The organism is uncultured Roseobacter sp., assembly GCF_947496515.1.
GTDB lineage: Bacteria > Pseudomonadota > Alphaproteobacteria > Rhodobacterales > Rhodobacteraceae > Roseobacter.
On the sequence record NZ_CANMDB010000005.1, the window covers coordinates 217567 to 239788 of the forward strand.

Genomic DNA, 22222 nt, shown 5'->3' on the forward strand with positions numbered 1-22222 from the left:
TGGCGCGTGGCGCGCCGGATCCTTTCGCGGCACATGGTGGCTAGTCGGACGGTGCGAACATCGCCATCACTTCGTCGGTGGTCATCTGGTGGGTATCCTCGGCGAAGCTGTAGCCCCGGGGCTTGTTGTCGATAAAAAGCTCACCGGTCAGTTGGGCGTCCCCGGTATCGTCGAGGGTACCGACGCCCATGTGGAAGGTTCCCTGATGCGGGCCGGGGGCGGTCACCCGGTAGTAGAGGCTGCTGCCGCAGGTCGAGCAAAAGGCCCGTTCGGCCCAGGGGGACGAGGTATAGGTCGTCAGGTTTTCGCCGCCTTTCAGGGTGATGGCATCGGGCTTGACCTCGAGGCCGAGATAGATGCCGCCGCTCCATTTGCGGCACATGGTGCAATGACAGGCGCCCAATTCCGCCGGTGGTTCGCTCAGTTCATAGCTCACAGCGCCACAGAGGCAGCTTCCGGTTTTCGACATGGGTTCACTCCTTTGTTCCCGGTCCCTATGTGGTGAGACGCTATCGGCACCCCTTGTCAGTTTCTGTCATCATTGTCAGGAGCGGCTGTCTGTGAAACCGTCTCGGGTGATCGCCCCGCAGGAGCTTGCGACGCATATGTACAAAGTTATCGGTACGACGAAATCCCGCACCTTTCGCGTGCTCTGGACACTGGCGGAGATTGGCGCGCCTTTTGAGCAGATCGCGGTCGCGCCGCGCTCGGAAGAGGCGCTGCGGTACAATGCCTCCGGCAAGGTACCCGCATTGGTCGACGGTGACGCTGTCTTGACCGATTCAGTGGCGATCATGACCTATCTGGCGGATAAGCACGGCCAGTTGACCGCCCCTGCGGGCACGATCGCCCGCGCGGAGCAGGATGCGCTGACGCTGTGGCTGATCGATGAGTTTGATGCAATCCTGTGGTCGGCGGCCAAACACAGCTTTGTCTTGCCAGAAGAACGGCGGGTGCCTGCGGTCAAAGAAACGCTCAAATGGGAGTTCGAACGGGCGGCGGCGCAGCTGTCCGCGCGGTTGCAGGGGCCGTTTCTTATGGACGATGCGCTGAGCCTGCCGGACATCCTCGCCTGTCATTGCCTGAACTGGGCGATTGGGGCGAAGTTCCCGCGGGTCGATGCAAAGCTCTTCGCCTATGGCAAAGCGTTGCGGGCGTGACCGGCGTTTCAGGCGGTTTCTGCCGCGTAAGCGGCGGCGGCCCGGCCCGCCCACCGCCCGGTGGCCAGGCACGCGGTGATGAGATAGCCGCCCGTGGGCGCCTCCCAGTCCAGCATCTCGCCCGCGCAGAAGACCCCCGGCAGGGCGCGCAACATCAGACCCGGGGTCAGCGCGTCCCACGCGACCCCACCCGCAACGGAGATCGCACCGTCCAGCGCCCCCAGCCCCGCGTGGCGGATGGGCAGCGTCTTGAGCAGGTTGGCCAGCTGTGCCGGATGGGCTGGCAGCGGGCGCGCCATCTCCTGCGCCAGGGCAATCTTTATCGGTGGTAGCCGCAGGGTCTTGCGCAGATGGGTGGCAAGGCTCGCCTTGCCGCGCGGACGCGACAGTCTAGCCGTGACCGCCTCCAAATCCAGATCCGGCAACAGATCGACGATCAGCGGTGCACCCTGTCGGACCGCCCGGCTGATGCTGTAGATACCGCCACCCTCCAGCCCCGTCTGGCTGATCACCGCCTCGCCGCGGGTCTCGAGATCCCCGGCGCGCCAGTGGACCCCTTTCAGCGCGGTGCCGTAATGCCGTGCCATATGCTGCGACCAATCCACCCTCAGACCGACATTTGCCGCGAGAAAGGGCGTGACCGGCACGCCCTTGGCGGCCAGCTGCACCGTCCACGCACCGTCAGAGCCCAGTCGCGACCAGCTCGCCCCGCCAAGCGCCATCACGGTGACGTCCGCACGGACCAATTCCGCGCCACCGGGACCGTCAAAGGCAAGGGCGGCGCCCTGCCAGCCCTGCCAGCGCAGCCCCTTCCGCAGCGTGACACCCGCCGCTCCCAGCCGAGCCAACCACGCCCTCAGCAGCGGTGAGGCCTTCATCGCGGTTGGGAAGACGCGGCCCGAGGAGCCGGTAAAGACCTCCTGTCCCAGACCGCGGGCCCAGCTCTGAACCGCCTGTGCATCGAAGTCTGTCAGCATGGGGCGCAAGGGGGCGGCGGCCTCGAAATACTGCGGCAGCTGCTCGGTCAAGGGCGTGTCCATCGCAAGATTGAGACCCGATTTCCCGGCCATGAGGAACTTGCGCCCGGCGGAGGGCTTGGCCTCATAGACCGTCACCCGCAGACCTGCCTCGGCCATTGCCTCTGCGGCCATCAGCCCCGCCGGACCCGACCCGATCACCGCTGCCTCTTGCATGTGTTCCCGCTCCGATCCGGCCGCAGCCTCTTTCCAAACGCCGGGCTGCGGCTACGTCGCACCCTGCCCGCCGCTGACAGAGCACGCCCCATGTCCGACCCCATTTGCCCCCTCTGCATGCGCCCGATCCCGGGGGACGTCAAACAGAGCGTGCATCATCTTGTCCCCAAGCTGAAGGGCGGCAAGAGCGGGCCGACCGTGCTGCTGCATCACATTTGCCACCGCGAGATCCACGCCACCCTGACAGAGGCGGAACTGGCCCGCGACTATGCCAGCGTCGAGGCGCTGCGGGCTCATCCGAGGCTGGAAAAATTCATCGTCTGGGTGCGCAAACGTCCGCCCGGGTTCTTGTCAAAAGTGCCCGGCGGGCGGCGCAAGCGGTAAGGACCGTGAGCACATTTCCTTGATCTGGCGCGCGTGCTCGGGGCTGGCCGCGACCGCGTCGGCGGCCAGGGCGCGGGCCTCGCTCAGCAGCGCGTCCGCCTCGACGATCCGCTCGATCAGCCCCGCTTGCAACGCCTCCTCTGCCCCCAGTCGCTGCCCTGCCATCAGCATCAGCTTGGCACGGGCCGGACCGATCAATGCGGCCAGCCGATGGGGATCGCTGGGTTGCGGCAGAAATCCCAGTTTCATCACCGGGTAGAAGAACGTCGCCCGTGGCACCGCGATGCGCAGATCGCAGGCCAGCGCCATGCCCATGGCGCCCCCCGCCAGCGTGCCATTGAGCGCGGCAATGCTCAGCCCCGGCAGGGCAGAGACGGCGGCCGACAGCTCCTCCCACTGGGGCGACACCGCCAGCCCGCCGCGCACGGCGTCGAGATCCGCACCGGCGCTGAAAACCTTGCCCGCGCCGGTCAGGATCACCGCCCGGGCGGCCTGTGCCTCGCGCATGGTCTGCGCCAGATCCCGCAACATATGAGCGGTCAGCGCATTTGCCTTGTCGGGTCGGTTCAGCGTGACGGTCCAGATGCCATCCGCCTGGGCGACGTCGATCATATGAGCCCGGCCTTGCGGCGGATGTCCTCATCGCGCAGGGAAATTTCCTGACCGCACCAGTCATCCGCCGCCTCACTGCACATCCACAAGAGCGCCCGCGCCGGCCAATCCGCCGGAATATGATCCTCCCAGTCGAGCTGGCTGACCGGGTTCACACCGCTGGCCTTGATCTCGCGCTGCATCTGCGTGGCGACCGTGCCCGGTGACAGACCCATGGCGCGGATACCATGGGCCGCCTCTTCCTTGTCGAGACAGCGCGTCAGCATGTTCACCGCCGCCTTGGAGGCGCAATAGTGGCTCCACGCCTCGACGGGTCCATGGGCCGCACCCGAGCTGATGGTCAGCACCGAGCCGCCGCCCGCGGCCTTCATCACCGGGACGGCGGCGCGCATCCCGTAAAAGACGCCCTTGAGGTTGATGTCGATCACATCCCCCCAGGCCGTCACATCCGCGCGGGTCAGATGCGAGATCGGCTCGATCACACCTGCGTTATTGATCAGCACGTCCAGCCCGCCAAAAGCGTCGACCGTCGTCTCCACCGCCGAGGATACTTCCCGGCTGTTGGCCACATTGCAGGGGATCGCAATCGCCCGCTGGCCGATCTCGCCCGCCAGATCCGCAATCTCGGTCTGCCCGCGGGCCACCAGCGCCACATTGGCCCCCGCCTTTGCAAAGATCCGCGCCGTTTCCGCGCCGATCCCGCGGCTCGCACCTGTGATCAGCACTGTCTTTCCCGTCATGTCCATCTGCACCGCTCCCATGGTTCAGCGCGCAGGGTAAGCGTGCACCTCTCCGCGGTCCAGCCCCCCGCGCCCACAGGTCCTCTTGACCATCGGCAGACCTTCGCAGACCATGCGCGCTGACAGATTTAACAAGGACTTCAGGTATGATCTTCTCCCGTCTCACACCGGCGACGCTCGGCGTCGCGCTGGCGATGGCGCCCGCGGCGCAGGCCGACATCACCGCCCAGGACGTCTGGCGCGACTGGCAGGCCTATTTCGTTGGTCTGGGCCAGACACTTGAGGCGACGGAGGTCGATGAAGGCGACGCACTGGTGCTGACGGATCTGACCTTCAGCAGCACGAACCCCGGTAACGACGGCGAGACGGTCATTCGGCTGGGGCAGATCACCTTTCAGGAAACCGATGACGGCAGTGTCGACATCCTGGTGCCCGAAGTCATGTCCGCGACCATCGAGACGCTGCTGCCCGAGGCCGAACCCGTTGTCATGCGGTTCGATCTGCGCCTGCAGGATATGGCAGCCAACGTCACGGGTGTCCCCACCGAGATGGTCACCACCTACAGCGCCCGCGAAATCACCGCAGAGCTGGCGGATCCGACCATCGAAGGTGACGCGGAACCGATGGATATCGACGGGCTTTTCACCCTGACGGACCTGTCGGGCACAACGGAGACGACGGTGGGCGGTACCCGCTCCTACGTTCAGGATCTCGATGCCGGTGCCATGCTTTACAATTTGGAGATCGACGATCCCGACAGTGACGGTCGCATGAGCATCGCGGGCACGCTCAATACCCTCGCCTCCGACAGCCGCAGCACCGTCCCGCTCGCCGTGGTCGGGGCAGAGGGCATGGCCGACCTTCTGGACGCTGGCATGAATGTGGACGGCAGCTTCACCTATCAGGATGGCAGCACCGCCTTTTCGCTGGTGGATGGCAATGACGGGACGCAGCAGATGTCGGCCCAGACCTCAACCGAGGGCGGCACATTGGGCGTCAGCATGGCGGAGGATGGGCTTACCTACGACATCGCGGGTCAGGGGCTCGCCGCGGTGCTCAGCCTGCCGGATTTTCCCGTGCCCATCACCCTCGATATGGAAGAGGCGCGCTTCAACCTGACCATGCCCGTTCGGCAAAGCGAGACAGCCGAAGAGGTGGCCCTCGGGCTGACCCTGGACGCATTCACCCTGTCGGACGCGCTCTGGGCGCTCTTTGATCCGCAAGGCACGCTGCCGCGTGATCCCGGAACCATCGCGCTCGATCTGACCGGGACGGCCCGGCTGCTTCTGGATATCCTCGATCCGACCGCTGCCGAGGCGATGGCGGTTCCCGGCGCGACCGTGGCGGAAATCGAGACGCTCGACATCAACACTTTGGAAATAGCGCTTGCCGGTGCAGCGCTTACCGGTACCGGCGCTTTTACTTTCGACAACAGCGACCCGACCGCCCCGGCGCGACCGTCGGGCGCGGCGGATCTGATGCTCAAGGGCGGCAACGCGCTGCTGGACGGCCTGGTGGCCATCGGGCTGCTGCCGGAGGATAACGCCATCGGTGCGCGCATGATGATGGGCATGCTGGCAGTGCCCGGCGATGCACCGGACACACTCAACTCCCGCATCGAAGTGACCGAAGAAGGGCACATCATCGCCAACGGTCAGCGCATCCGCTGATCCCCGCCCCTTCGGCAGATCATGGCAAGGGCGCCACGGGTGGCGCCCTTTTTTGGTGCCGTCCCTTGCGGGACCCCGCCCTTGGGACTACCTCACGCCCATCCTGCAGAAAGTCCGTTCATGACCCACTCGCCCGAGCGTCTCGCCGCGCAGCTTCTCGACACCGCCCGCGATGCCGGTGCCGATGCGGCAGATGCCATCGTGATGCGCGGCACCTCGCTGAGCATCGACGTGCGCGAAGGCACGCTGGAGCATGCCGAACGGGCCGAGGCCATTGATCTGGGCCTGCGGGTCTTTCTGGGCACCCGCAGCGCCATCGTCTCTGCCTCCGACGCGCGGCCGGAAACCCTGTCGGAGATGGCGGCGCGCGCGGTCACCATGGCCCGCGAGGCACCCGAGGACCCGCATGCGGGCATCGCCACCGCGGATCAGCTGGTGCAGGACTGGGACGCGGAGGCGCTGGAACTCTTTGACCCCACGCCGGAACCCGCGCCCGCCGATCTGCAGGCCGACGCCGAAGCCGCCGAGGCCGCGGCGCGCACCAATCCCGGCATCAGTCAGGTACAATCCACCTCCGCAGGCTATTCCGCACGCCACATTCATCTGGCCGCCAGCAACGGCTTTTCAGGCGGCTACCGGCGTAGCAGCCGGGGTCTGTCCTGTGCTGCCATCGCTGGCACCGGTACGGGGATGGAACGGGACTACGACGGCGACAGCCGCATCTTTCAGGCGGATCTGCGCAGCGCCGAAGAGATCGGCAAACGCGCTGCCGAACGGGCCGTGGCCCGCGTGGGCGCACGCAAACCGCCCACCGGCAGCTATCCTGTGCTTTTTGACGAGCGCGTCGCCAGCTCGCTGATCGGCCATCTGCTGGTCGCGGCGAACGGCAGCTCCGTCGCGCGCGGCGCCTCCTGGTTGCGCGAGGCCCTCGGGTCAGCGGTGCTGCCCGAGGGCATGTCGCTCATAGAGGATCCGCACCGCCCCCGTGCGACCTCCTCCCGGCCCTTTGATGCCGAAGGTCTGCCCACCGCGCGCCGGGCGATTGTCGAGGACGGTGTGCTGACGGGCTGGACGCTGGATCTGGCAACCGGGCGCAAACTGGGGCTGCCGTCTACCGGCAACGCAGGGCGCGGCACCTCCTCGGCGCCGACGCCTTCCACCTGGAACGTCACGCTGTCGCCGGGCAGCGCCAGCCGCGCGGATCTGATCCGCGACATGGGCACCGGGCTTCTGGTCACCTCCATGATCGGAGCGACGATCAACCCCAACACCGGCGATTATTCCCGCGGCGCCGCAGGCCATTGGGTGGAGAACGGCGAGATTACCCACGCCGTCAACGAATGCACCATCGCGGGCAACCTGCGCGACATGCTCCGCAGCATCGTGCCCGCCAATGACGCGCGCGCGCATCTCAGCCGCGTGGTGCCCTCGCTGCTGGTGCCCGGAATGACCCTTGCCGGCAGCTGATCTCGACCTTATCACCGATGCCGTCCGCCGCGCGGGAGAGATCGCCACCGGCTTCTCCGGCAAGGACACCCGCACCTGGGACAAGGCAGATGGCGCCGGTCCGGTGACCGAGGCCGATCTGGCCGTGAACGCAGCACTCGAAGAGAGCCTGCGCGGCGCGCGCCCGGGCTACGGATGGCTGTCGGAGGAAAGCGAGGATGACCCCGCACGGCTGAGCTGTGAGAGCGTCTTTGTTATCGACCCCATCGACGGCACCCGCAGCTTCATCGAAGGCTCGCGCACCTGGGCGCACTCCGTTGCCGTCGTGGACCGCGGCCGCGTCACAGCGGGTGCGATCTACCTGCCCCTGCGCGACAAGCTCTATACCGCAGCCCTGGGGCAAGGCGCCTTTTGCAATGGCGACCCTCTGCGGGTCTCGGCCCAGGGAGATCTGGCGCTGGCGGAAATCCTGGCCACGAAACCGGTGATGGATCCCAAACACTGGCACGCTCCGCCCGCCTTTCAGCGCGCGCACCGCCCCTCGCTCGCCTACCGGCTGGGGCTGGTGGCCGAAGCACGGTTCGACGCGATGCTCACCCTGCGCCCCAGCTGGGAATGGGACATCGCCGCTGGCGCGCTCATCGTCACGGAGGCAGGCGGGCTCTGCACCGACCGGCGCGGCGCGCCTTTGCTCTTCAACAACGCGCACCCCAGCCTCGACGGTGTGATCGCCGCAGGGCAGGCCCTGCACACAGCACTCGGCGATGCGCTGACCCCGCCCGCTTGACCCCGCCCTTCAGATACGCAATTTTCCGCGCACCCTCCGCCACCGCAAAAGGATAGATCACATGACGCAACGGCTGCATCTCGTCTTTGGGGGCGAACTCGTCAACCCAAGCCAGAACACCTTCAAGAACGTGGACGACATCCACATCGTGGGCATCTTTCCCAGCTATGAAAAGGCCTTCAACGCCTGGAAATCCGAAGCGCAGCGCACCGTGGACAACGCCCATATGCGGTATTTCATCGCGCATCTGCACCGTCTGCGCGACGAGGAAACCGCCGCCTCTCCCACCGAAGAACTGGGCTAGCCGCCCATGGGCCGCTCGCTCGCCATGGCGGCCTACCGGGCATTGTCGGGGCGCACGGCAGCGCGGGGGTTCGTGCCCGCCGGGCCCCGCCCAAAGGGAGAGCTTGTCTGGCTTCATGCCGCCGAGAAGAGCAACCTTCTGGCGCTGCAGGATCTCGCCCAGCGTCTGGCGGTGGCGCGCGACGGGCTCAACACGCTGATCACCCTGTCCGACGGCGACAGCCTCGAGACCGCACGGGCGGACACGCCGCGCCCCGGGCCGGTCTGTCTGGACGTGCTGCCGTCCGAGCATCCCGCGGCCGTTGCGCGCTTTCTCGATCATTGGTCACCCGATATGTGCATCTGGGCCTGGGGCAATCTGCATCCGACGCTGATGGCCGAAGCCCACGCGCGCGGCTGCCCGACAGCGCTAGTCGACGCGGACGCGGGCGGGTTCGACGGGCGGCGCGACCGCTGGCTGCCCGACCTCACCCGAGAGCTGCTGTCGGATTGCGTGGCGGTGATGGCGCGCTCCTCCTCCGCTGCGGACCGGCTGGCAAACCTCGGGGTGCGGCGCCGCGACATCAGGATCACGCCACCGTTGCAGGCGGGCGGTCAGGCACTGCCCTGCGATGACACAGATCTGGCGGAGACCTCGGCCCTGCTCGCCGCGCGGCCCGTCTGGCTGGCCACCGGCGTGCAGGAGGAGGAGGTGCAGCTGATCCTCGCCGCACACCGCCACGCGCTGCGCTATTCCCACCGGCTGCTGCTGATCCTGCACCCCGCCCGGACCGAAGCAAGCGACATCATGGCAGGGCAGGCGCAAGAGGCAGGCTTTCGTGTCAGCACCTGGGGCGGGCCGGGCGAGCCGGGCGAGAACAGCCAGGTCATGATCGCGGAGGATGGCGAGGATCTGGGCCTGTTCTTTCGATTGGCGCCGGTGTCCTTTCTGGGCAGCTCGCTGGTCTCCGGCTATGGCGGTCGCAACCCCTTTGAGGCCGCGGCACTCGGCTCTGCCGTGCTTTATGGCCCGAACGTGCGGCGCTACCTGCCCTTCTACTCGCGTCTGGCCAACGCCGGGGCCGCGCGCATCGTCAAGGACAGTGACACCCTCGGTGCTGCTGTGACCCGGCTCATCGCCCCCGATCAGGCGGCGGCCATGGCGCATGCAGGCTGGGACGTGATCAGCCGCGGGGCAGAACTGGCCGACACAGTCACAGAACTGGTCGAAGAGACGCTGGACACCCGGACAGCACACCGACATGCGCCCGCCTGACTTCTGGTACCGCCCGCCGGAGGCACCGGGCCTGCGCGCGCGCCTGCTCGGCCCGCTGGGCGCGCTCTACGCCCGCGGGACCGCGCGGCGGCTCGCCTCGGGCAACCCGCAGCGGCTGGGCATCCCGGTGATCTGCGTCGGCAACATCAACGTAGGAGGCACGGGCAAGACGCCGACGGTGATTGCGTTGCTGGAGCGGCTGACCGCCCGGCTGCAGCGGCCTCATGTGGTCACCCGCGGTTACGGCGGCCGGCTGCAAGGTCCGGTGCAGGTTGATCCTGCCCGGCACAGCGCGGCGGATGTGGGCGACGAGCCCTTGTTGCTCGCGGCCTTCGCCGAGGTCTGGGTGGCACAGGACCGTGCCGCCGGGGGCCGTGCCGCGGAGGCCGCAGGCGCCAGCGTCGTCGTGCTGGACGACGGGTTGCAAAACCCGGCTCTGGCCAAGGATCTCAGCATCGTGGTGGTGGATGCCGCCCGTGGCTTTGGCAATGAACGCTGCCTGCCCGCGGGACCTTTACGCGAACCCGTGGCGACCGGATTGGCCCGGGCGGACGTGCTGCTCAGCCTCGGTGACGGTGCGGCACAGGGGCCGTTTGTCCCGCCCCCCGGCGCCCCGCCACGGGTAGAGGCGATGCTGCGCCCCCTGCCCACCGGCATGGACTGGTCTGACGCCCGCGTGGTGGCCTTTGCGGGCATCGGCACGCCGGAGAAATTCTTTGCCACGCTGCGCGATCTCGGGGCTGACGTGGCCCATGCCGAACCGCTCGATGATCACCAGCCCCTGACACCTGCCCTGATGGCGCGGCTGGAGGCGGATGCCGCGGCCCGCGGTGCGCAGCTGGTCACCACCGAGAAAGACGCCGTGCGCCTGCCGGATGGCTTCCGGACAAAGGTAATCACCCTGCCCGTGCGGCTGGCCTTTGCGGAGGCGGAGAATGCGCTTTTCGCGGCAGTGGATGCGTTGCCGGTGCCGTGAGCCGTATCGCAAAATGCTGCTTGTGATCATAAAATCTGGGGCAGGCGGTCGGGGGCTGCCCGGCCTTTCGGCCGGATGGAGCGGTTACACCAAGAGAACCTACCTCGACCCGTCATCCTCGCCCAGCTTCGGTGCAGGCCGGTCCAGCGCCAGCTCCGCATCCGAGAAGGTGAAGGGCGAGCGGACCCCCGGCACACCGCCCAGCTCCAGCTGCATCCCCCGCGCCTGTACCTGAGGGTCGGCCATCACTTCGGCCATGTTATTGATCGGCCCCGCGGGCACGCCTTGGGCCTCACAGGCCGCCAGCAGATCCGCCCGCGTGCGGGTTTTGGTGACCGCCGTCAGCCGCGCATCCATCTCCGCGCGATTGGCAATGCGGTCCACGTTCTTCAAAAACGCGGGCGCTTCGGCCATCTCCGTCAGGCCCAAGAGCTGGCACAATCGCCGGTACTGGCCGTCATTGCCCGTCGCGATGATGATATGCCCGTCGAGACAATCGAATACCTGATAGGGCGCGAGGTTGAGATGCGCGTTGCCCATCCGGCGCGGCGGCACGCCGGTTGTGAGGTAGTTCATCGCCTGATTGGAGGTGATCGCCACCGCCACATCCATAAGGGCCATGTCGATATGCTGCCCGCGCCCCGTGCTCTCGCGCTGATGCACTGCCGCGAGAATCGCCGTCGTGGCATACACGCCCGTCAGGATATCCGTGATCGCGATGCCGTATTTCTGCGGCTGACCGTCCGGATCGCCGGTGACCGACATCAGCCCCGACATGCCCTGAATGATGAAATCATACCCCGCGCGGGCCGCATAAGGACCGCTGTGCCCAAAACCGGTGATCGAGCAATAGATCAGCCGCGGGAATTCCGCCGCGAGGCTATCGTAGTCCAGACCGTATTTCGCCAGCCCCCCGGTCTTGAAGTTCTCGATCAGGATATCGGCATCACCCAGCAGCGCGCGTACCTTGGCGCGCCCTTCTTGCGTCCGGAAATCCGCCGTTACGGAGGATTTGCCCCGGTTGGTGGAGTGGAAATACGCCGCCGAATTGTCCCCCTCGCGCTCGACGAAAGGCGGGCCCCACTGCCGCGTGTCATCGCCCGCAGGGCTTTCGACCTTGGTCACCGTGCAGCCCAGATCAGCCAGCGTCTGCCCGGCCCAGGGCCCGGCAAGCACCCGGGCCAGTTCCACGACCTTCAGCCCGGCCAGCGGGGCAGACATCACTCCGCCGCCGCGTCGATCAGCTCTGCCATTTCGCCGTAGCTCATGTTGGAGTATTTCCGGCCGTCGATCACAAAGCTCGGGGTGCTGTCGATCCCGTCGGCTTCGGCGTTTTCCTGATACCAGGCGACCAGCGTGCGGGCCTTTTCACCGTCTTGCAGGCAGGCCTCCATGGTCTCCGCATCCAGTCCCGCCAACAGCCCGATCTTGCGCAGCTCGTCCACGATGGCCGCCGGATCCCCGGCGCGTGCCCATTCGGACTGCTTTTCGTAAAGGATGCCGGAGATGCCAAAGAAGCTCTGCGGGGTCCCGGCACAGCGCGCGATCATCGACCCCCACAGCCCGTAGCGATCAAAGAACACCTCGCGGTAGACAAAGTTGATCTTGCCGCTGTCGATGTAATCCGCCTTCAGCTGCTTGAACGGCCCCTGATGAAAGGTCGCGCAATGCGGGCAGGTGTAGCTGGCGTATTCGATCACCGTCACCGGCGCATCGGGATTGCCCAGGCTCATCTCCACGATGCTGGAGGTATCGAGATCTTCGGCCTCCTGCGCATTGGCCGCACCAAAGGGATCGGCAACCGGCGTCTGCCCGCCGGGCGATGTCAGAAACCACGCCCCCACACCAACGGCAGCCACGGCGGCAGAAATCATCATCATTCGCGACATCGGTACTTCCTTTTTTCAGCTGTCTGTCTTTTTCAGGATATTCGCGCCCAGACGGGCCAGCGCGGCGCGCAGATCATCGTCCTGCACGGGGCGCACGGTCTCTGCCGCGCGCTGCTGCTGTGCCGCATCGGGGCCGGACCGTGCCGCAGGTGCTGCGGGCGCAAAGGCCACCTGCCCTTCGGCAAATCCGGTGGGCGCCGTCTGTGTCACCCGCACCCGGGCAATGGCGTTGTAGCCGTAGACCGCATTGACACGCGCGCGCAGCTTTTCCTTCTGCATCTCCAGCATGGGCGCCTGCGCCCCGGTGGTCAGCAGCGTGAGCGTCGCGCCCATGCCCCCGCGGCCATAGCTTACCTCCACCGGCCGGGCGATGGCGGCCACATCCGGCCCCGCGATCTCCGACCAATGGGTCAGCACGCGGCTCTGCGCAAAGCCCCGCGTCTCGGAAGCAGCGCGGATCCGGCCCGTCAGCAGGCTGGCGGTGCGGGTAAAGCCTTTTGTTGTGGCGCGGCGCGGCGGCATTGCTATGGTCCCGGACGAAACTCTTCGCGCGCAGCATACCCTGTCCCGCGCGCGGCAACCAGTCAAAGCCAGCGGAGCGCCATAAAGATTGCGTGACATGACCCCCGACCCTTATGCGCTGAGCGACAGCCTGCTGGCGTGGTACGATATGCACGCCCGGGTGATGCCCTGGCGTGTGGCACCCGCCGACCGCAAGGCGGGCCAGCGCCCCGATCCCTACCGGGTGTGGCTCTCCGAGGTGATGCTGCAGCAGACCACCGTGGCCACCGTGCGCGACTACTTCCGCGCCTTCACGGAGCGGTGGCCGAGGGTCGAAGATCTCGCCGCGGCGCAGGATGCGGATGTCATGGGCGCCTGGGCGGGCCTGGGCTACTACGCCCGCGCGCGCAACCTGCTGAAATGCGCGCGGCAGGTGGTGGCCGAACACGGTGGCCGGTTCCCCGCCGATCACGCCGCCCTGCTCAAACTGCCGGGGATCGGGCCCTATACCGCGTCGGCCATCGCCTCCATCGCCTTTGATCTGCCGCACGCCGTGCTTGACGGCAATGTGGAGCGGGTGATGGCGCGGCTCCATGACATTCACACGCCGTTGCCCGCCGCCAAGCCAGAGCTGATGGCCCGTGCCGAAGCCCTCACCCCGCAGCAGCGCCCCGGCGACTATGCTCAGGCGGTCATGGATCTGGGTGCCACCATCTGCACGCCCACCTCGCCTGCCTGCGGCATCTGCCCCTGGCGCGACCCCTGTGTCGCGCGCATCCAGGGCACCGCCCCGGATCTGCCGCGCAAGACGCCCAAGAAACCTAAACCGACCCGCCGCGGCACCGTTTTCGTCGCGCGGCGCGCGGATGGTGCCTGGCTGCTGGAGACGCGGCCCGACAAGGGCCTGCTGGGCGGCATGCTCGGCTGGCCCGGTTCCGACTGGGCCGAAACGCCGCCAGAGGCACCGCCGCCCCTGCCTGCTGACTGGACCGCGCTCGCCGGTGAGGTGCGCCACACCTTCACCCATTTCCACCTGATCCTGGATGTACAGATCGCACGGGCCCCGCAGGCGGCGACACCCACCCGCGGCAGCTTTCGCGCGGCATCGGAGTTTCGGCCCTCAGACCTGCCCACGGTCATGCGCAAGGTCTTCGATCTGGCGCAGGGCGATCCGCGCCTGAAACCCTAGCGGCGCAGCAACGGACATGTTTGGCCAAAACGGCGGATCCAGCGAAATGCGCCGCCCCGCGTCACTTTGAACACCACGTCGCGGTTGGCCAAACTGGCGCGGGCGGCTAAACTAGCCGCGCTCAAGAGGCAATGCCATGACATCCCAAAGCCGCTACATCCCGCTCGCCGACCTCACGCGCCCGGCCCGTGCCGCTCCCTTCTGGGTGTCGCTGCTGCTGGTGCCGCTGGCCTGCTGGACGGCGACGCAAGGCGGCTGGACCCTGGCGCTGCTGCCGCTGCTCACCTGGTATCTTTCCGCCGCGCTCGACGCGGCACTGGGACGAGAGAGCGCCAACGCAGACCCGGACACCGACCCCGCAGACCTGTTCTGGTACCGCGCCATCACGCTCATCTGGACACCGGTGCAATTCTGCCTTCTCTTCGGCCTGCTGTGGTACGCACCGCGGGCCGACCACCTCGGCGGCGGCGAACTGACAGCGCTGTTTTTCGGGGTGGGCGTCGTCACCGGTACCGTGGGCATCAATTACAGCCACGAGCTCATGCACCGGCGCAGCCGCACCGAACGCTGGCTCGCCGATATCCTGCTCTCCATGGTGCTCTATTCCCACTTCCGGTCCGAGCATATGCTGGTCCACCACCGCCACGTGGGCACCCCCGCCGATGCTGTGACCGCGCGCTACAACGAAGGGTTTCACCGCTACTACCCGCGGGTACTGTGGCAATCCCTACGCTCTGCCTTCCGGGCCGAGGCGGCCATGCGCGCGCGCCGCGGCCAGCCGTGGTATCACCTGTCGAACCCGTTCTTTCGCTACTGGGCCTTGCAGGCGGGGATGCTGGCGCTGGCCTTTGGCCTGGGCGGCTGGACCGGGCTTGCGCTCTTTGCCGTGCAGGCGGGCACCGCAATCTGGCAGCTGGAGCTGGTGAACTACATCGAACACTACGGGCTGACCCGCGCGCATCTGGGCGGCGGCAAATACGAACCCGTCGGCCCGCATCATTCCTGGAACGCAGAGCAGCGCATGTCCAACTGGCTGCTCATCAACCTGCAGCGCCACTCCGATCATCACGCCAAGCCCGACCGCAGCTTTCCGGTGCTGCAGACCTATTCCGAGGACGACGCGCCACAGCTGCCCTATGGCTACCCGGTCATGACGACACTGGCGATGATCCCCCCGCTCTGGCGTCGGGTGATGAACCCGCGCGTGCGCCGCTGGCGCCAACGTCACTATCCCCGGATCACCGACTGGTCGGCCTATAACGCGGCCACGAACCCCCTGCCCGGCTCACACCGACTCATCAGATCTTAAACTTTCTGGCGTAATTATGGCCCGTGTGTGATTTTTGCGGGATGTAACGATGCAGCGCCAACTTGCCCTATCACGAAGGCCCAAGACCCAGACCTGCCTGATCGTGGAAGACAGCACCTTTGATCAGGAGCGTATCAAGCGCATCATCGATCGCAGTTTCAAGACGCTTGAGGTCGCGGTGGCCGCCACCATTGGCGAGGCATGGGCTCATGTGCTGCGCTATCCGACCGGGTTCATCCTGCTCGACAACAATCTGCCCGACGGGACAGGGGCCAATTTCGCGACCGAACTCGCGGCCCAACCGCATTTTGCGCATATCCCGATCGTGATCGTCAGCGACTGGCCCACCCCTTTCATGTTCGACAAGGCGCAGGCGGCCGGCGTCATCCATGTCGTCAGCAAATCCGACTTCGGCGCGCGCTACATCCACGCAGCCATGCACCACAGGCCATCGCCCAGACCGCTGGCCTGACCCGGCCTCGCGACAAAAAGGCCCCGCCACAAACGGGCGGGGCTCAGGTGAGTGCCCTCAGGCGCAGCCCTTGATCAGGCCGCAGGCACCGGCGGTGTTCCAATTGTCCGGGTGTGTGAGACCCGGCTGAGCTTGCAGCATCGGCGGGATTATCGCTGTGCCATCAGGCGGGCCAGCGTATCCGACGCCGTCTCGGGTCGGTTGTCTTTCATTAAATCAGTTGCGCATCTCCGCCCGGATCTGCTGTCGCAAAACGTCGATGGGCACCTGCTCGCCGTCGCGGCGAAAGGTCCAGTAGGTCCAGCCATTGCAGCTTGGTGCCCCTTCCAGATGCGCGCCCACCTGATGGATGGACCCCTTCACCTCGCCCCCGATCAGCGTGCCATCGGCCCGCACCTTCGCCACATGTCCCCGCGGCGAATAGAGCGCCTCGCCGGGGCGCAGCATGCCACGCTCCACCAACTGCCCGAACGGCACCCGCGGCTCCGCACGTTTAGAGGTCGAGACCTGCAGCGCCTCGCGCTCGAACCGCCGCACCTTGGCGATCCGCGTCTCGGCCACCGCGCGATAGGCCGCCTCACGCTCGATCCCGATGAACTCCCGCCCCAGCATCTTCGCCACAGCCCCCGTCGTGCCCGTCCCGAAAAACGGATCCAGCACCACATCGCCCGGGTTGCTTGAGCCCACCAGGATCCGGTGCAGCAGGCTTTCGGGTTTCTGGGTGGGATGCGCCTTGTCGCCAGCCGCATCCTTCAGCCGCTCGTGCCCGGTACAAATCGGCAGCACCCAGTCAGAGCGCATCTGGATCCCTTCGTTCAGCGCCTTCAGCGCCTCGTAGTTGAACGTATACTTGCTGTCCTCGGATTTTCCCGCCCAGATCATCGTCTCATGGGCGTTGGTGAACCGCTTGCCGCGAAAATTCGGCATCGGGTTCGACTTGCGCCAGACCACGTCGTTCAGGATCCAGAACCCCGCGTCCTGCAGCGCGGATCCCACGCGAAAGATGTTGTGATAGCTGCCAATGACCCAGATCGCCCCGTGCGGCTTGAGCAATCGACGGGCCGCCTTCAACCAGGCCCGGGTGAACTCATCATAGGCGTTGAAGCTCGCAAACTGGTCCCAGTCGTCGTCAACCGCGTCCACCTCGCTGTTGTCGGGCCGGTGCAACGTGCCTTTCAGCTGCAGATTATAGGGAGGATCCGCAAAGATCAGGTCCACCGACTCCGCGGGCAAACGGTTCATCTCGGCAATGCAATCGCCCGCCAGAATCGTATTGAGTGGAAGCGCAGCCGCGCCTTTCGTCTGTGTCATCGTTTTTGCCTCTGCCCCGGTGCGTGATCACACCTTGTTGCAGACAACCATGAGTCAAAGGCGATTCGCGGTCAATTTCTTTATTGAATCAAGGTCTTAGCTTTTTTCTTGATACAAGATGTTGTGGACGGGGCGAAACGTTCGTCTATGGTGTGGGGTGACCCCGAGATCTTGAAGCGCCGATATGTGGCTTTTCGATCCATATCCCATGTTGGTCTCCCAGCCGTAGCCGGGGTGCTGTTGCGCCAAATCCACCATCAGCCGGTCGCGCGTCACCTTGGCAATGATGGAGGCCGCCGCAATCGACAAACACCGCGTATCTCCCTTGACGATGCCTTGGGCCGGCGCGCCCATCCCTTTGGGGAGCATGCTTCCGTCAATCAGCAGGTGATCGGGCGCCATGGCCAGCCCTGCCACCGCGCGCCGCATCGCACGGTGGCTGGCTTGCAGGATGTTCAGCGTTTCGATCTCCGCCACGGAGGCATGCGCCACCGACACTTGCGCCATTTCCGCCAGCGCTTCCGCCAGCGCGACCCGCTTTTTCGCCGGGATCTGTTTGGAATCGTTCAATCCCTCGGGGATCCGCGCGGGGTCAAGAACCACGGCAGCGGCGGTCACAGGCCCGGCCAAAGGCCCGCGCCCGACCTCGTCCAGCCCCGCCACCCGCAGGGCCCCCGCCGCATAGGCCGCGGCCTCGAATTCAAAATCCGGCATCATCCGCCTGTGATCCCCCGATCCGGGCCCCGGCACAAGCCCCCACGTCCGGGCAAAGGAAAAGCGCGCCCCCGGGGGCCGGAGGGCGCGCGTTACTGGTTAAAAAGGGGAAGAAACACCCGAATGCTCCTTCCCCAGGTCAGGGTCGGCTCATACATCACCGCCCTGCATCGACCCGTCCTCAGCGGCGGGCCAATTGGTATCCCCGGTCGGCCAGACAGCGCGCCTCGTACCCGCGCCGCGTGCCACGATCCGCCCGAAACCGGACCGCACAGGCTTCCGGCAGATGGTCAAACCGGGCGTAATTCTGTTGAAGGCACCCGCGGCCGAAATACCTCACCCGCCCGTCCCGTGTCTCCGCCGAGCGCAGGCAGTCGCCGGGCAGAAGGCGCCGCTGCGCGCGCTCCGGCAACGGACGGGGCTTCAGATCGTAGGTGCGGGTTGACGCGTTGTAGCGCCCGGGTGTCACGACCCGCTTCTCCGCTCGCTTGGGCGTCACGACCTTCTTGTCCGCGCGCCTCGGTGTCACGACCTTTTTGTCTGCGCGTCGCGGTGTCACGACCTTTTTGTCCGCGCGCGTCTGCTGGTCATAGATGATCTTGCCGACGATCGCGATCCCGGCAATTGCCGCCAGCGCGCGCAGTACATCCTCATCGGCCCGTGCCGGGGCCGACCCCAAGGCGGTTACGGCCATGGCGGTCGCGACGATCATTGCGATGAATTTCCGGTGCATGACGGCCCTCTCATATGGTTTGCGCCGCGCCGAGGGATCGATGGAAAGCCGATCCCGCCGCGGTTGCTGTCATCTGGGTCATGGCGGTGCGGCAAGGCAATATCAGCGCCGCGTTATCAGATAACAGCTGCCCCAAGTGCCTTTTGTCATTGAATATCTTCTCGTCCGCGCGCAGTCTTGCGGCATGAGACTCCGCCTCACGTGCCTGGGCCTTGCCACCGCCCTCAGCCTATCCATCCCCGCTCATGCGGCGGGCTGCTACGCTGATTACAAGGCCAAGCAGGACGACCCGCTGCGCCTGCACTACGGTGTTGCCGAGGTGTCCGGTTGCTCTCAACAGGCCGCCGAGGCAGAACTCACCGCCCGACTGGCCGCGCAGGGCTGGACGCTTCTCAACGTCGTCTCGGTCTTCGACGAAGCAGGCCTTGCAGAAAGGAAAGACAGTGCAGGCGCCTACTTCCTCCGCTTCTGAGATGCGCCGCGCCGGGGGGCGCCTCGTGACCGTGGGCATCGCCAGCATCGTGGCCATTCTGCTGCTGGCGGCGGGGGTGCTGTTCTGGGCCCTGCCGGATGCAAACGCCTTCAACGCGCGGGTCGAACGGCTCTTTGTCGAGAACAACGATCTGACCGAACAGGCTGAGATCAAGTTGCTGGAGATCCTGGCCCAGTCCGGCACGGCCTTTTCCGATACGCTGATGAGCTACCGGATGGTGATCTTCGTGCTTTTGGTCTTTGCCACGGCGATGCTGGTCGCCGCACTGGTGTTTCTGGTCATGCTGGTCAGCGTCAACCGCCGGGTCGCCCAGATCGAACGCGCGGGCATCCAGGTCAATTCGCTGCTGATCAGCCGCGAGGAGAACACCGTCTATCTCAACAATCTGGGTTTCCGGCTGACGGATGCGGCGATGGAGACGATGTCGGTGCTGGCAGAAGCCCGCATGGACGATGACATCCTGTCGGGCGCGCAGATCGAAGGGGTGATCTCGGGCCGCAGCGCCTCGGACTGCGACGAGGCCGCCGGTGCCACCCGGATCAAGCGGCTGCGCGATACGCTGGGCAACCAGATCGTGGCAGAGCTGCTGGTCAAGAACATCGCCCGGCGCGGCTACATGCTGTCCATCGACAAGGATGTGATCAAGGTCATCTGACCCTCGGGGCGATCCCGGGATGCGGGACGGTGGGCGGGGCGAGGGCGCAGCCCAGCGCCGTCGCCGTCTGAATCGTTAAGACCGCCGCGTTAACCGGCACCAATACCGATGCGTGCACCGACAGAATACCGACGTGATACCGACACAATACCGATGTGGAATCTTGCCCCAAAATCAACCGTTAACGAGCGAATGGCAGTGCGGGCAGGTAACCCGCCGCGCGGCGGGTTCACACCGCCTCGCCCGCATCGAGCCGCTTGAGGAACCCCTCCGCTTCCCGCAGCACCGTCTCGCGCCGGTCGTCGTCCATCCTGTCCCAGGTACGGTACATATTCCCCATGCGCGCGTTTTTCGAAAAACGCGTCCGGTGCCGGTCGAGAAAATGCCAATAAAGAAGGTTGAACGGACATGCCCCTTCCCCCGTCTTCCTGCTGACCGAATATGTGCACCCCTTGCAGTAATCCGACATTCGGTTGATGTAGGCGCCGCTCGATACATAGGGCTTTGAGGCGATGATCCCGCCGTCGGCAAACTGGCTCATCCCGATGACATTGGGCGCCTCAACCCATTCGAACGCATCCATGTAAACCGCCAGATACCACTCATGCACCTGATGCGGGTCGAGTCCCGCAAGCAGCGCAAAATTCCCCGTGATCATAAGACGTTGGATGTGGTGAGCGTAGGCCTCATCCCGGGTCTGGCCTACCGCTTTCTCCAGGCACAGCATATCTGTCTTGCCGCCCCAGAACAGCTCCGGCAGATCCCTCTTGTGCCCCAACCCGTTGCGCCCGGTATAGTCCGGCCCTTCCAGAAAGTAGATGCCCCGCATGTACTCTCGCCAGCCGATGATCTGCCGGATGAACCCTTCGGCCGCATTGATCGGGACATCCCCCGCGGCATGGGCCTCTGCGACCTTCTCGCAGACCTCCAGCGGGTCGAGCAGCCCGATGTTGATATAGGCAGAGATCACCGCGTGATAGAGAAACCGGTTCTCGGTCAGCATCGCGTCCTGGTAATCGCCGAATTTCGGCAAAGCCTTTGAAATAAAATGACGTAGCGCCCGCCGCGCCTCTCCTTCGGTGGTCGCAAACCAGAAAGGACGAAGCGCGCCGAAGTGGTTGCCAAAGCGCGCCTCGACCAGCGCCAGCACCTCTTCCACCGTATCATCCGGCGTGAATTGCATCGGCCCATTGAAATCGACTTCCCCGGGCGCGGGCTTGCGGTTTTCATGGTCGAAATTCCACTTGCCCCCGCTGGGTTTATCTCCCTCCATCAACAGCCCTGTCTTGCGCCGCATCTCGCGGTAGAAATACTCCATCCGCAAGGCTTTACGCCCCTCGGCCCATGCCTCAAACTCCTGATGTGACGCGATAAACCTCTCATCGGACAGGATTTGAACCTTGACAGGTGCCTCCCGCAAAGCCTCGATCAGCCGCCATTCTCCGGGCTCGGTGGCCAGCACCTCCGACGCGCCCGTCTCCTCCGCCCGGCGCAGCAGCTCACCGACGATGGAGCCTGCGTTTTCCGTGTCATCCAGCTGGCTGTAGCGGACATCCCAGCCCTCCGCGCGCAGCCTGGCTGCAAACTTGCGCATGGCGGCAAAGATCAGCGCGATCTTCTTGGGATGATGCCGGACGTAATCCGTCTCATCCGCGACCTCGGCCATCACCACCACGTCATGATCGCGATCAGCCTCACGCAAGGCGCTCAACCCCGGGCTCAGCTGGTCTCCCAGAACCAGGATCAGGCGGCTCACCACGGCACCGCCTTGCCTGCCCAGTCAAAAAACTGCCCCGTCTGCTCAGGCGTCAAGCTATCAATAACATTCAACAAATTCTCTGCGGCTTGCTCGGGCGCGACCGACGGATGGCGGCCCAGATATTTCTGCGTAAAAGGCGTCGCGACTGTGCCGGGATGCAGGCTGACACAGATCGCTTCCTTGTGGCTCCGCGCCAGCTCGATCGCCGAGGTGTGCACGATCTGGTTCACCGCGGCCTTGGCGCTGCGGTAGCTGATCCAGCCGCCGATCCAATTGTCCCCGATGGAGCCAACGCGAGCCGACAGCACCGCAAACACGGCCCGCCGGTCGCGCGGCAGCAGATCATGGGCATGACGCAGGACAAGGGCGGGACCAAGGGCGTTCACCGCGAACTGATCCATGAGCGCGTGTTTCGTAACGCCCTTGACCGTCTTCTCGGGTGCCGCACCGTCGATTTCAAGGGCACCGGTTGCGACAACCACCAGGTCGAAAGGGTCGGCCTGATTGCCGACGTGCTCGGCAACGCTTTCCTCCTCGGTGATCTCCAACCCGTCGACCGAGCGAGACAGCCCCGTCACCTCATCGCCGCGCGCCCGGCAGGCCGCAACGAGTGCAGCACCGATCCCGCCGGAAGCCCCTATGATCAAAGCTCTTTTCATCGCCAGCCGTCT

25 protein-coding genes are annotated in these 22222 nt (G+C 65.7%); 13 read left to right on the forward strand and 12 right to left on the reverse strand.

The window, feature by feature from the left end:
- Positions 1-40 precede the first annotated feature (40 nt).
- Positions 41-469 (reverse strand): GFA family protein, encoded by a 429-nt coding sequence (locus Q1A53_RS11595; RefSeq protein ID WP_299966571.1) that lies wholly within the window; start codon positions 467-469, stop codon positions 41-43.
- Between the two features lie 136 nt (positions 470-605).
- Between Q1A53_RS11595 and Q1A53_RS11600 the strand changes: the two genes are divergently transcribed.
- A complete protein-coding gene (locus tag Q1A53_RS11600) occupies positions 606-1160 on the forward strand; it encodes a glutathione S-transferase family protein (RefSeq protein ID WP_299966801.1) in 555 nt (184 codons plus the stop codon).
- Between the two features lie 8 nt (positions 1161-1168).
- Here the strand turns inward: Q1A53_RS11600 and Q1A53_RS11605 are convergent, their stop codons facing one another.
- Entirely contained in the window at positions 1169-2353 is a 1185-nt protein-coding gene (locus Q1A53_RS11605; RefSeq protein WP_299966573.1) for a TIGR03862 family flavoprotein, read from the reverse strand.
- A 90-nt stretch (positions 2354-2443) separates the two neighbouring features.
- Between Q1A53_RS11605 and Q1A53_RS11610 the strand changes: the two genes are divergently transcribed.
- Complete coding sequence (locus Q1A53_RS11610; protein WP_299966575.1) at positions 2444-2737, forward strand: HNH endonuclease; 294 nt, start codon at positions 2444-2446, stop codon at positions 2735-2737.
- Here the strand turns inward: Q1A53_RS11610 and Q1A53_RS11615 are convergent.
- Positions 2705-3349: an enoyl-CoA hydratase/isomerase family protein gene (locus Q1A53_RS11615; RefSeq protein WP_299966577.1), complete on the reverse strand. Its 645-nt coding sequence runs from the start codon at positions 3347-3349 to the stop codon at positions 2705-2707. The two genes, Q1A53_RS11610 and Q1A53_RS11615, sit on opposite strands and share 33 nt — an antisense overlap.
- Complete coding sequence (locus Q1A53_RS11620) at positions 3346-4095, reverse strand: SDR family oxidoreductase (protein ID WP_299966579.1); 750 nt, start codon at positions 4093-4095, stop codon at positions 3346-3348. Before Q1A53_RS11620 ends, Q1A53_RS11615 begins: the two co-directional genes overlap by 4 nt.
- A 140-nt stretch (positions 4096-4235) precedes the next feature.
- On the opposite strand from Q1A53_RS11620, the gene Q1A53_RS11625 reads away from it, so the two are divergent.
- The 6 genes from Q1A53_RS11625 (at position 4236) to lpxK (ending at position 10526) form a co-directional block, all read left to right on the forward strand.
- Positions 4236-5759 carry a DUF2125 domain-containing protein gene (locus Q1A53_RS11625; RefSeq protein WP_299966581.1) on the forward strand — a complete coding sequence of 508 codons (1524 nt, stop codon included), beginning with the start codon at positions 4236-4238 and terminating at the stop codon, positions 5757-5759.
- 120 nt (positions 5760-5879) lie between these two features.
- Positions 5880-7226 (forward strand): TldD/PmbA family protein, encoded by a 1347-nt coding sequence (locus Q1A53_RS11630; protein ID WP_299966584.1) that lies wholly within the window; start codon positions 5880-5882, stop codon positions 7224-7226.
- On the forward strand, positions 7213-7992 hold the full coding sequence (locus Q1A53_RS11635) for a 3'(2'),5'-bisphosphate nucleotidase CysQ (RefSeq protein ID WP_299966586.1): 780 nt from the start codon (positions 7213-7215) through the stop codon (positions 7990-7992). Before Q1A53_RS11630 ends, Q1A53_RS11635 begins: the two co-directional genes overlap by 14 nt.
- Positions 7993-8053: 61 nt before the next feature.
- Positions 8054-8296: a DUF4170 domain-containing protein gene (locus tag Q1A53_RS11640; RefSeq protein WP_299966588.1), complete on the forward strand. Its 243-nt coding sequence runs from the start codon at positions 8054-8056 to the stop codon at positions 8294-8296.
- Positions 8297-8302: 6 nt separating this feature from the next.
- Entirely contained in the window at positions 8303-9550 is a 1248-nt protein-coding gene (locus Q1A53_RS11645) for a glycosyltransferase N-terminal domain-containing protein (protein ID WP_299966591.1), read from the forward strand.
- A complete protein-coding gene (gene lpxK, locus Q1A53_RS11650; protein WP_299966593.1) occupies positions 9537-10526 on the forward strand; it encodes a tetraacyldisaccharide 4'-kinase in 990 nt (329 codons plus the stop codon). Before Q1A53_RS11645 ends, lpxK begins: the two co-directional genes overlap by 14 nt.
- Positions 10527-10625: 99 nt before the next feature.
- Here the strand turns inward: lpxK and Q1A53_RS11655 are convergent, their stop codons facing one another.
- The 3 genes from Q1A53_RS11655 to Q1A53_RS11665 are packed head-to-tail and all read right to left on the reverse strand — an operon-like array spanning position 10626 to position 12937.
- Entirely contained in the window at positions 10626-11747 is a 1122-nt protein-coding gene (locus Q1A53_RS11655; RefSeq protein WP_299966595.1) for a CaiB/BaiF CoA-transferase family protein, read from the reverse strand.
- Positions 11747-12415, reverse strand: a complete 669-nt coding sequence (locus Q1A53_RS11660; RefSeq protein ID WP_299966598.1) for a DsbA family protein — start codon at positions 12413-12415, stop codon at positions 11747-11749. The genes Q1A53_RS11655 and Q1A53_RS11660 overlap by 1 nt, the downstream gene beginning before the upstream one ends.
- A 15-nt stretch (positions 12416-12430) precedes the next feature.
- Positions 12431-12937: a DciA family protein gene (locus Q1A53_RS11665; RefSeq protein ID WP_299966600.1), complete on the reverse strand. Its 507-nt coding sequence runs from the start codon at positions 12935-12937 to the stop codon at positions 12431-12433.
- A gap of 97 nt (positions 12938-13034) precedes the next feature.
- On the opposite strand from Q1A53_RS11665, the gene mutY reads away from it, so the two are divergent.
- The 3 genes from mutY to Q1A53_RS11680 all read left to right on the forward strand — a co-directional run bounded on the left by mutY (position 13035) and on the right by Q1A53_RS11680 (position 15886).
- A complete protein-coding gene (gene mutY, locus Q1A53_RS11670; RefSeq protein ID WP_299966602.1) occupies positions 13035-14105 on the forward strand; it encodes an A/G-specific adenine glycosylase in 1071 nt (356 codons plus the stop codon).
- A gap of 136 nt (positions 14106-14241) precedes the next feature.
- Positions 14242-15414, forward strand: coding sequence for an alkane 1-monooxygenase (locus Q1A53_RS11675; protein ID WP_299966604.1), 1173 nt, complete (start codon positions 14242-14244; stop codon positions 15412-15414).
- 49 nt (positions 15415-15463) lie between these two features.
- Positions 15464-15886 (forward strand): response regulator, encoded by a 423-nt coding sequence (locus Q1A53_RS11680; protein ID WP_299966607.1) that lies wholly within the window; start codon positions 15464-15466, stop codon positions 15884-15886.
- Between the two features lie 216 nt (positions 15887-16102).
- Here the strand turns inward: Q1A53_RS11680 and Q1A53_RS11685 are convergent, their stop codons facing one another.
- The 3 genes from Q1A53_RS11685 to Q1A53_RS11695 form a co-directional block, all read right to left on the reverse strand.
- Positions 16103-17197 (reverse strand): site-specific DNA-methyltransferase, encoded by a 1095-nt coding sequence (locus tag Q1A53_RS11685; protein WP_299966609.1) that lies wholly within the window; start codon positions 17195-17197, stop codon positions 16103-16105.
- 96 nt (positions 17198-17293) lie between these two features.
- Positions 17294-17914: a ribonuclease HII gene (locus Q1A53_RS11690; protein WP_299966612.1), complete on the reverse strand. Its 621-nt coding sequence runs from the start codon at positions 17912-17914 to the stop codon at positions 17294-17296.
- Between the two features lie 178 nt (positions 17915-18092).
- On the reverse strand, positions 18093-18623 hold the full coding sequence (locus tag Q1A53_RS11695; RefSeq protein ID WP_299966614.1) for a hypothetical protein: 531 nt from the start codon (positions 18621-18623) through the stop codon (positions 18093-18095).
- 205 nt (positions 18624-18828) lie between these two features.
- Here Q1A53_RS11695 and Q1A53_RS11700 point away from each other — a divergent pair, with 205 nt between their 5' ends.
- Complete coding sequence (locus tag Q1A53_RS11700) at positions 18829-19116, forward strand: hypothetical protein (protein WP_299966617.1); 288 nt, start codon at positions 18829-18831, stop codon at positions 19114-19116.
- Positions 19088-19792, forward strand: coding sequence for a hypothetical protein (locus Q1A53_RS11705; protein WP_299966620.1), 705 nt, complete (start codon positions 19088-19090; stop codon positions 19790-19792). Before Q1A53_RS11700 ends, Q1A53_RS11705 begins: the two co-directional genes overlap by 29 nt.
- 229 nt (positions 19793-20021) lie before the next feature.
- Here Q1A53_RS11705 and Q1A53_RS11710 read toward each other — a convergent pair whose 3' ends face one another.
- Positions 20022-21548, reverse strand: a complete 1527-nt coding sequence (locus Q1A53_RS11710) for a cryptochrome/photolyase family protein (RefSeq protein WP_299966623.1) — start codon at positions 21546-21548, stop codon at positions 20022-20024.
- Positions 21545-22210 carry an SDR family NAD(P)-dependent oxidoreductase gene (locus tag Q1A53_RS11715; RefSeq protein ID WP_299966626.1) on the reverse strand — a complete coding sequence of 222 codons (666 nt, stop codon included), beginning with the start codon at positions 22208-22210 and terminating at the stop codon, positions 21545-21547. Before Q1A53_RS11715 ends, Q1A53_RS11710 begins: the two co-directional genes overlap by 4 nt.
- Positions 22211-22222: the final 12 nt, after the last annotated feature.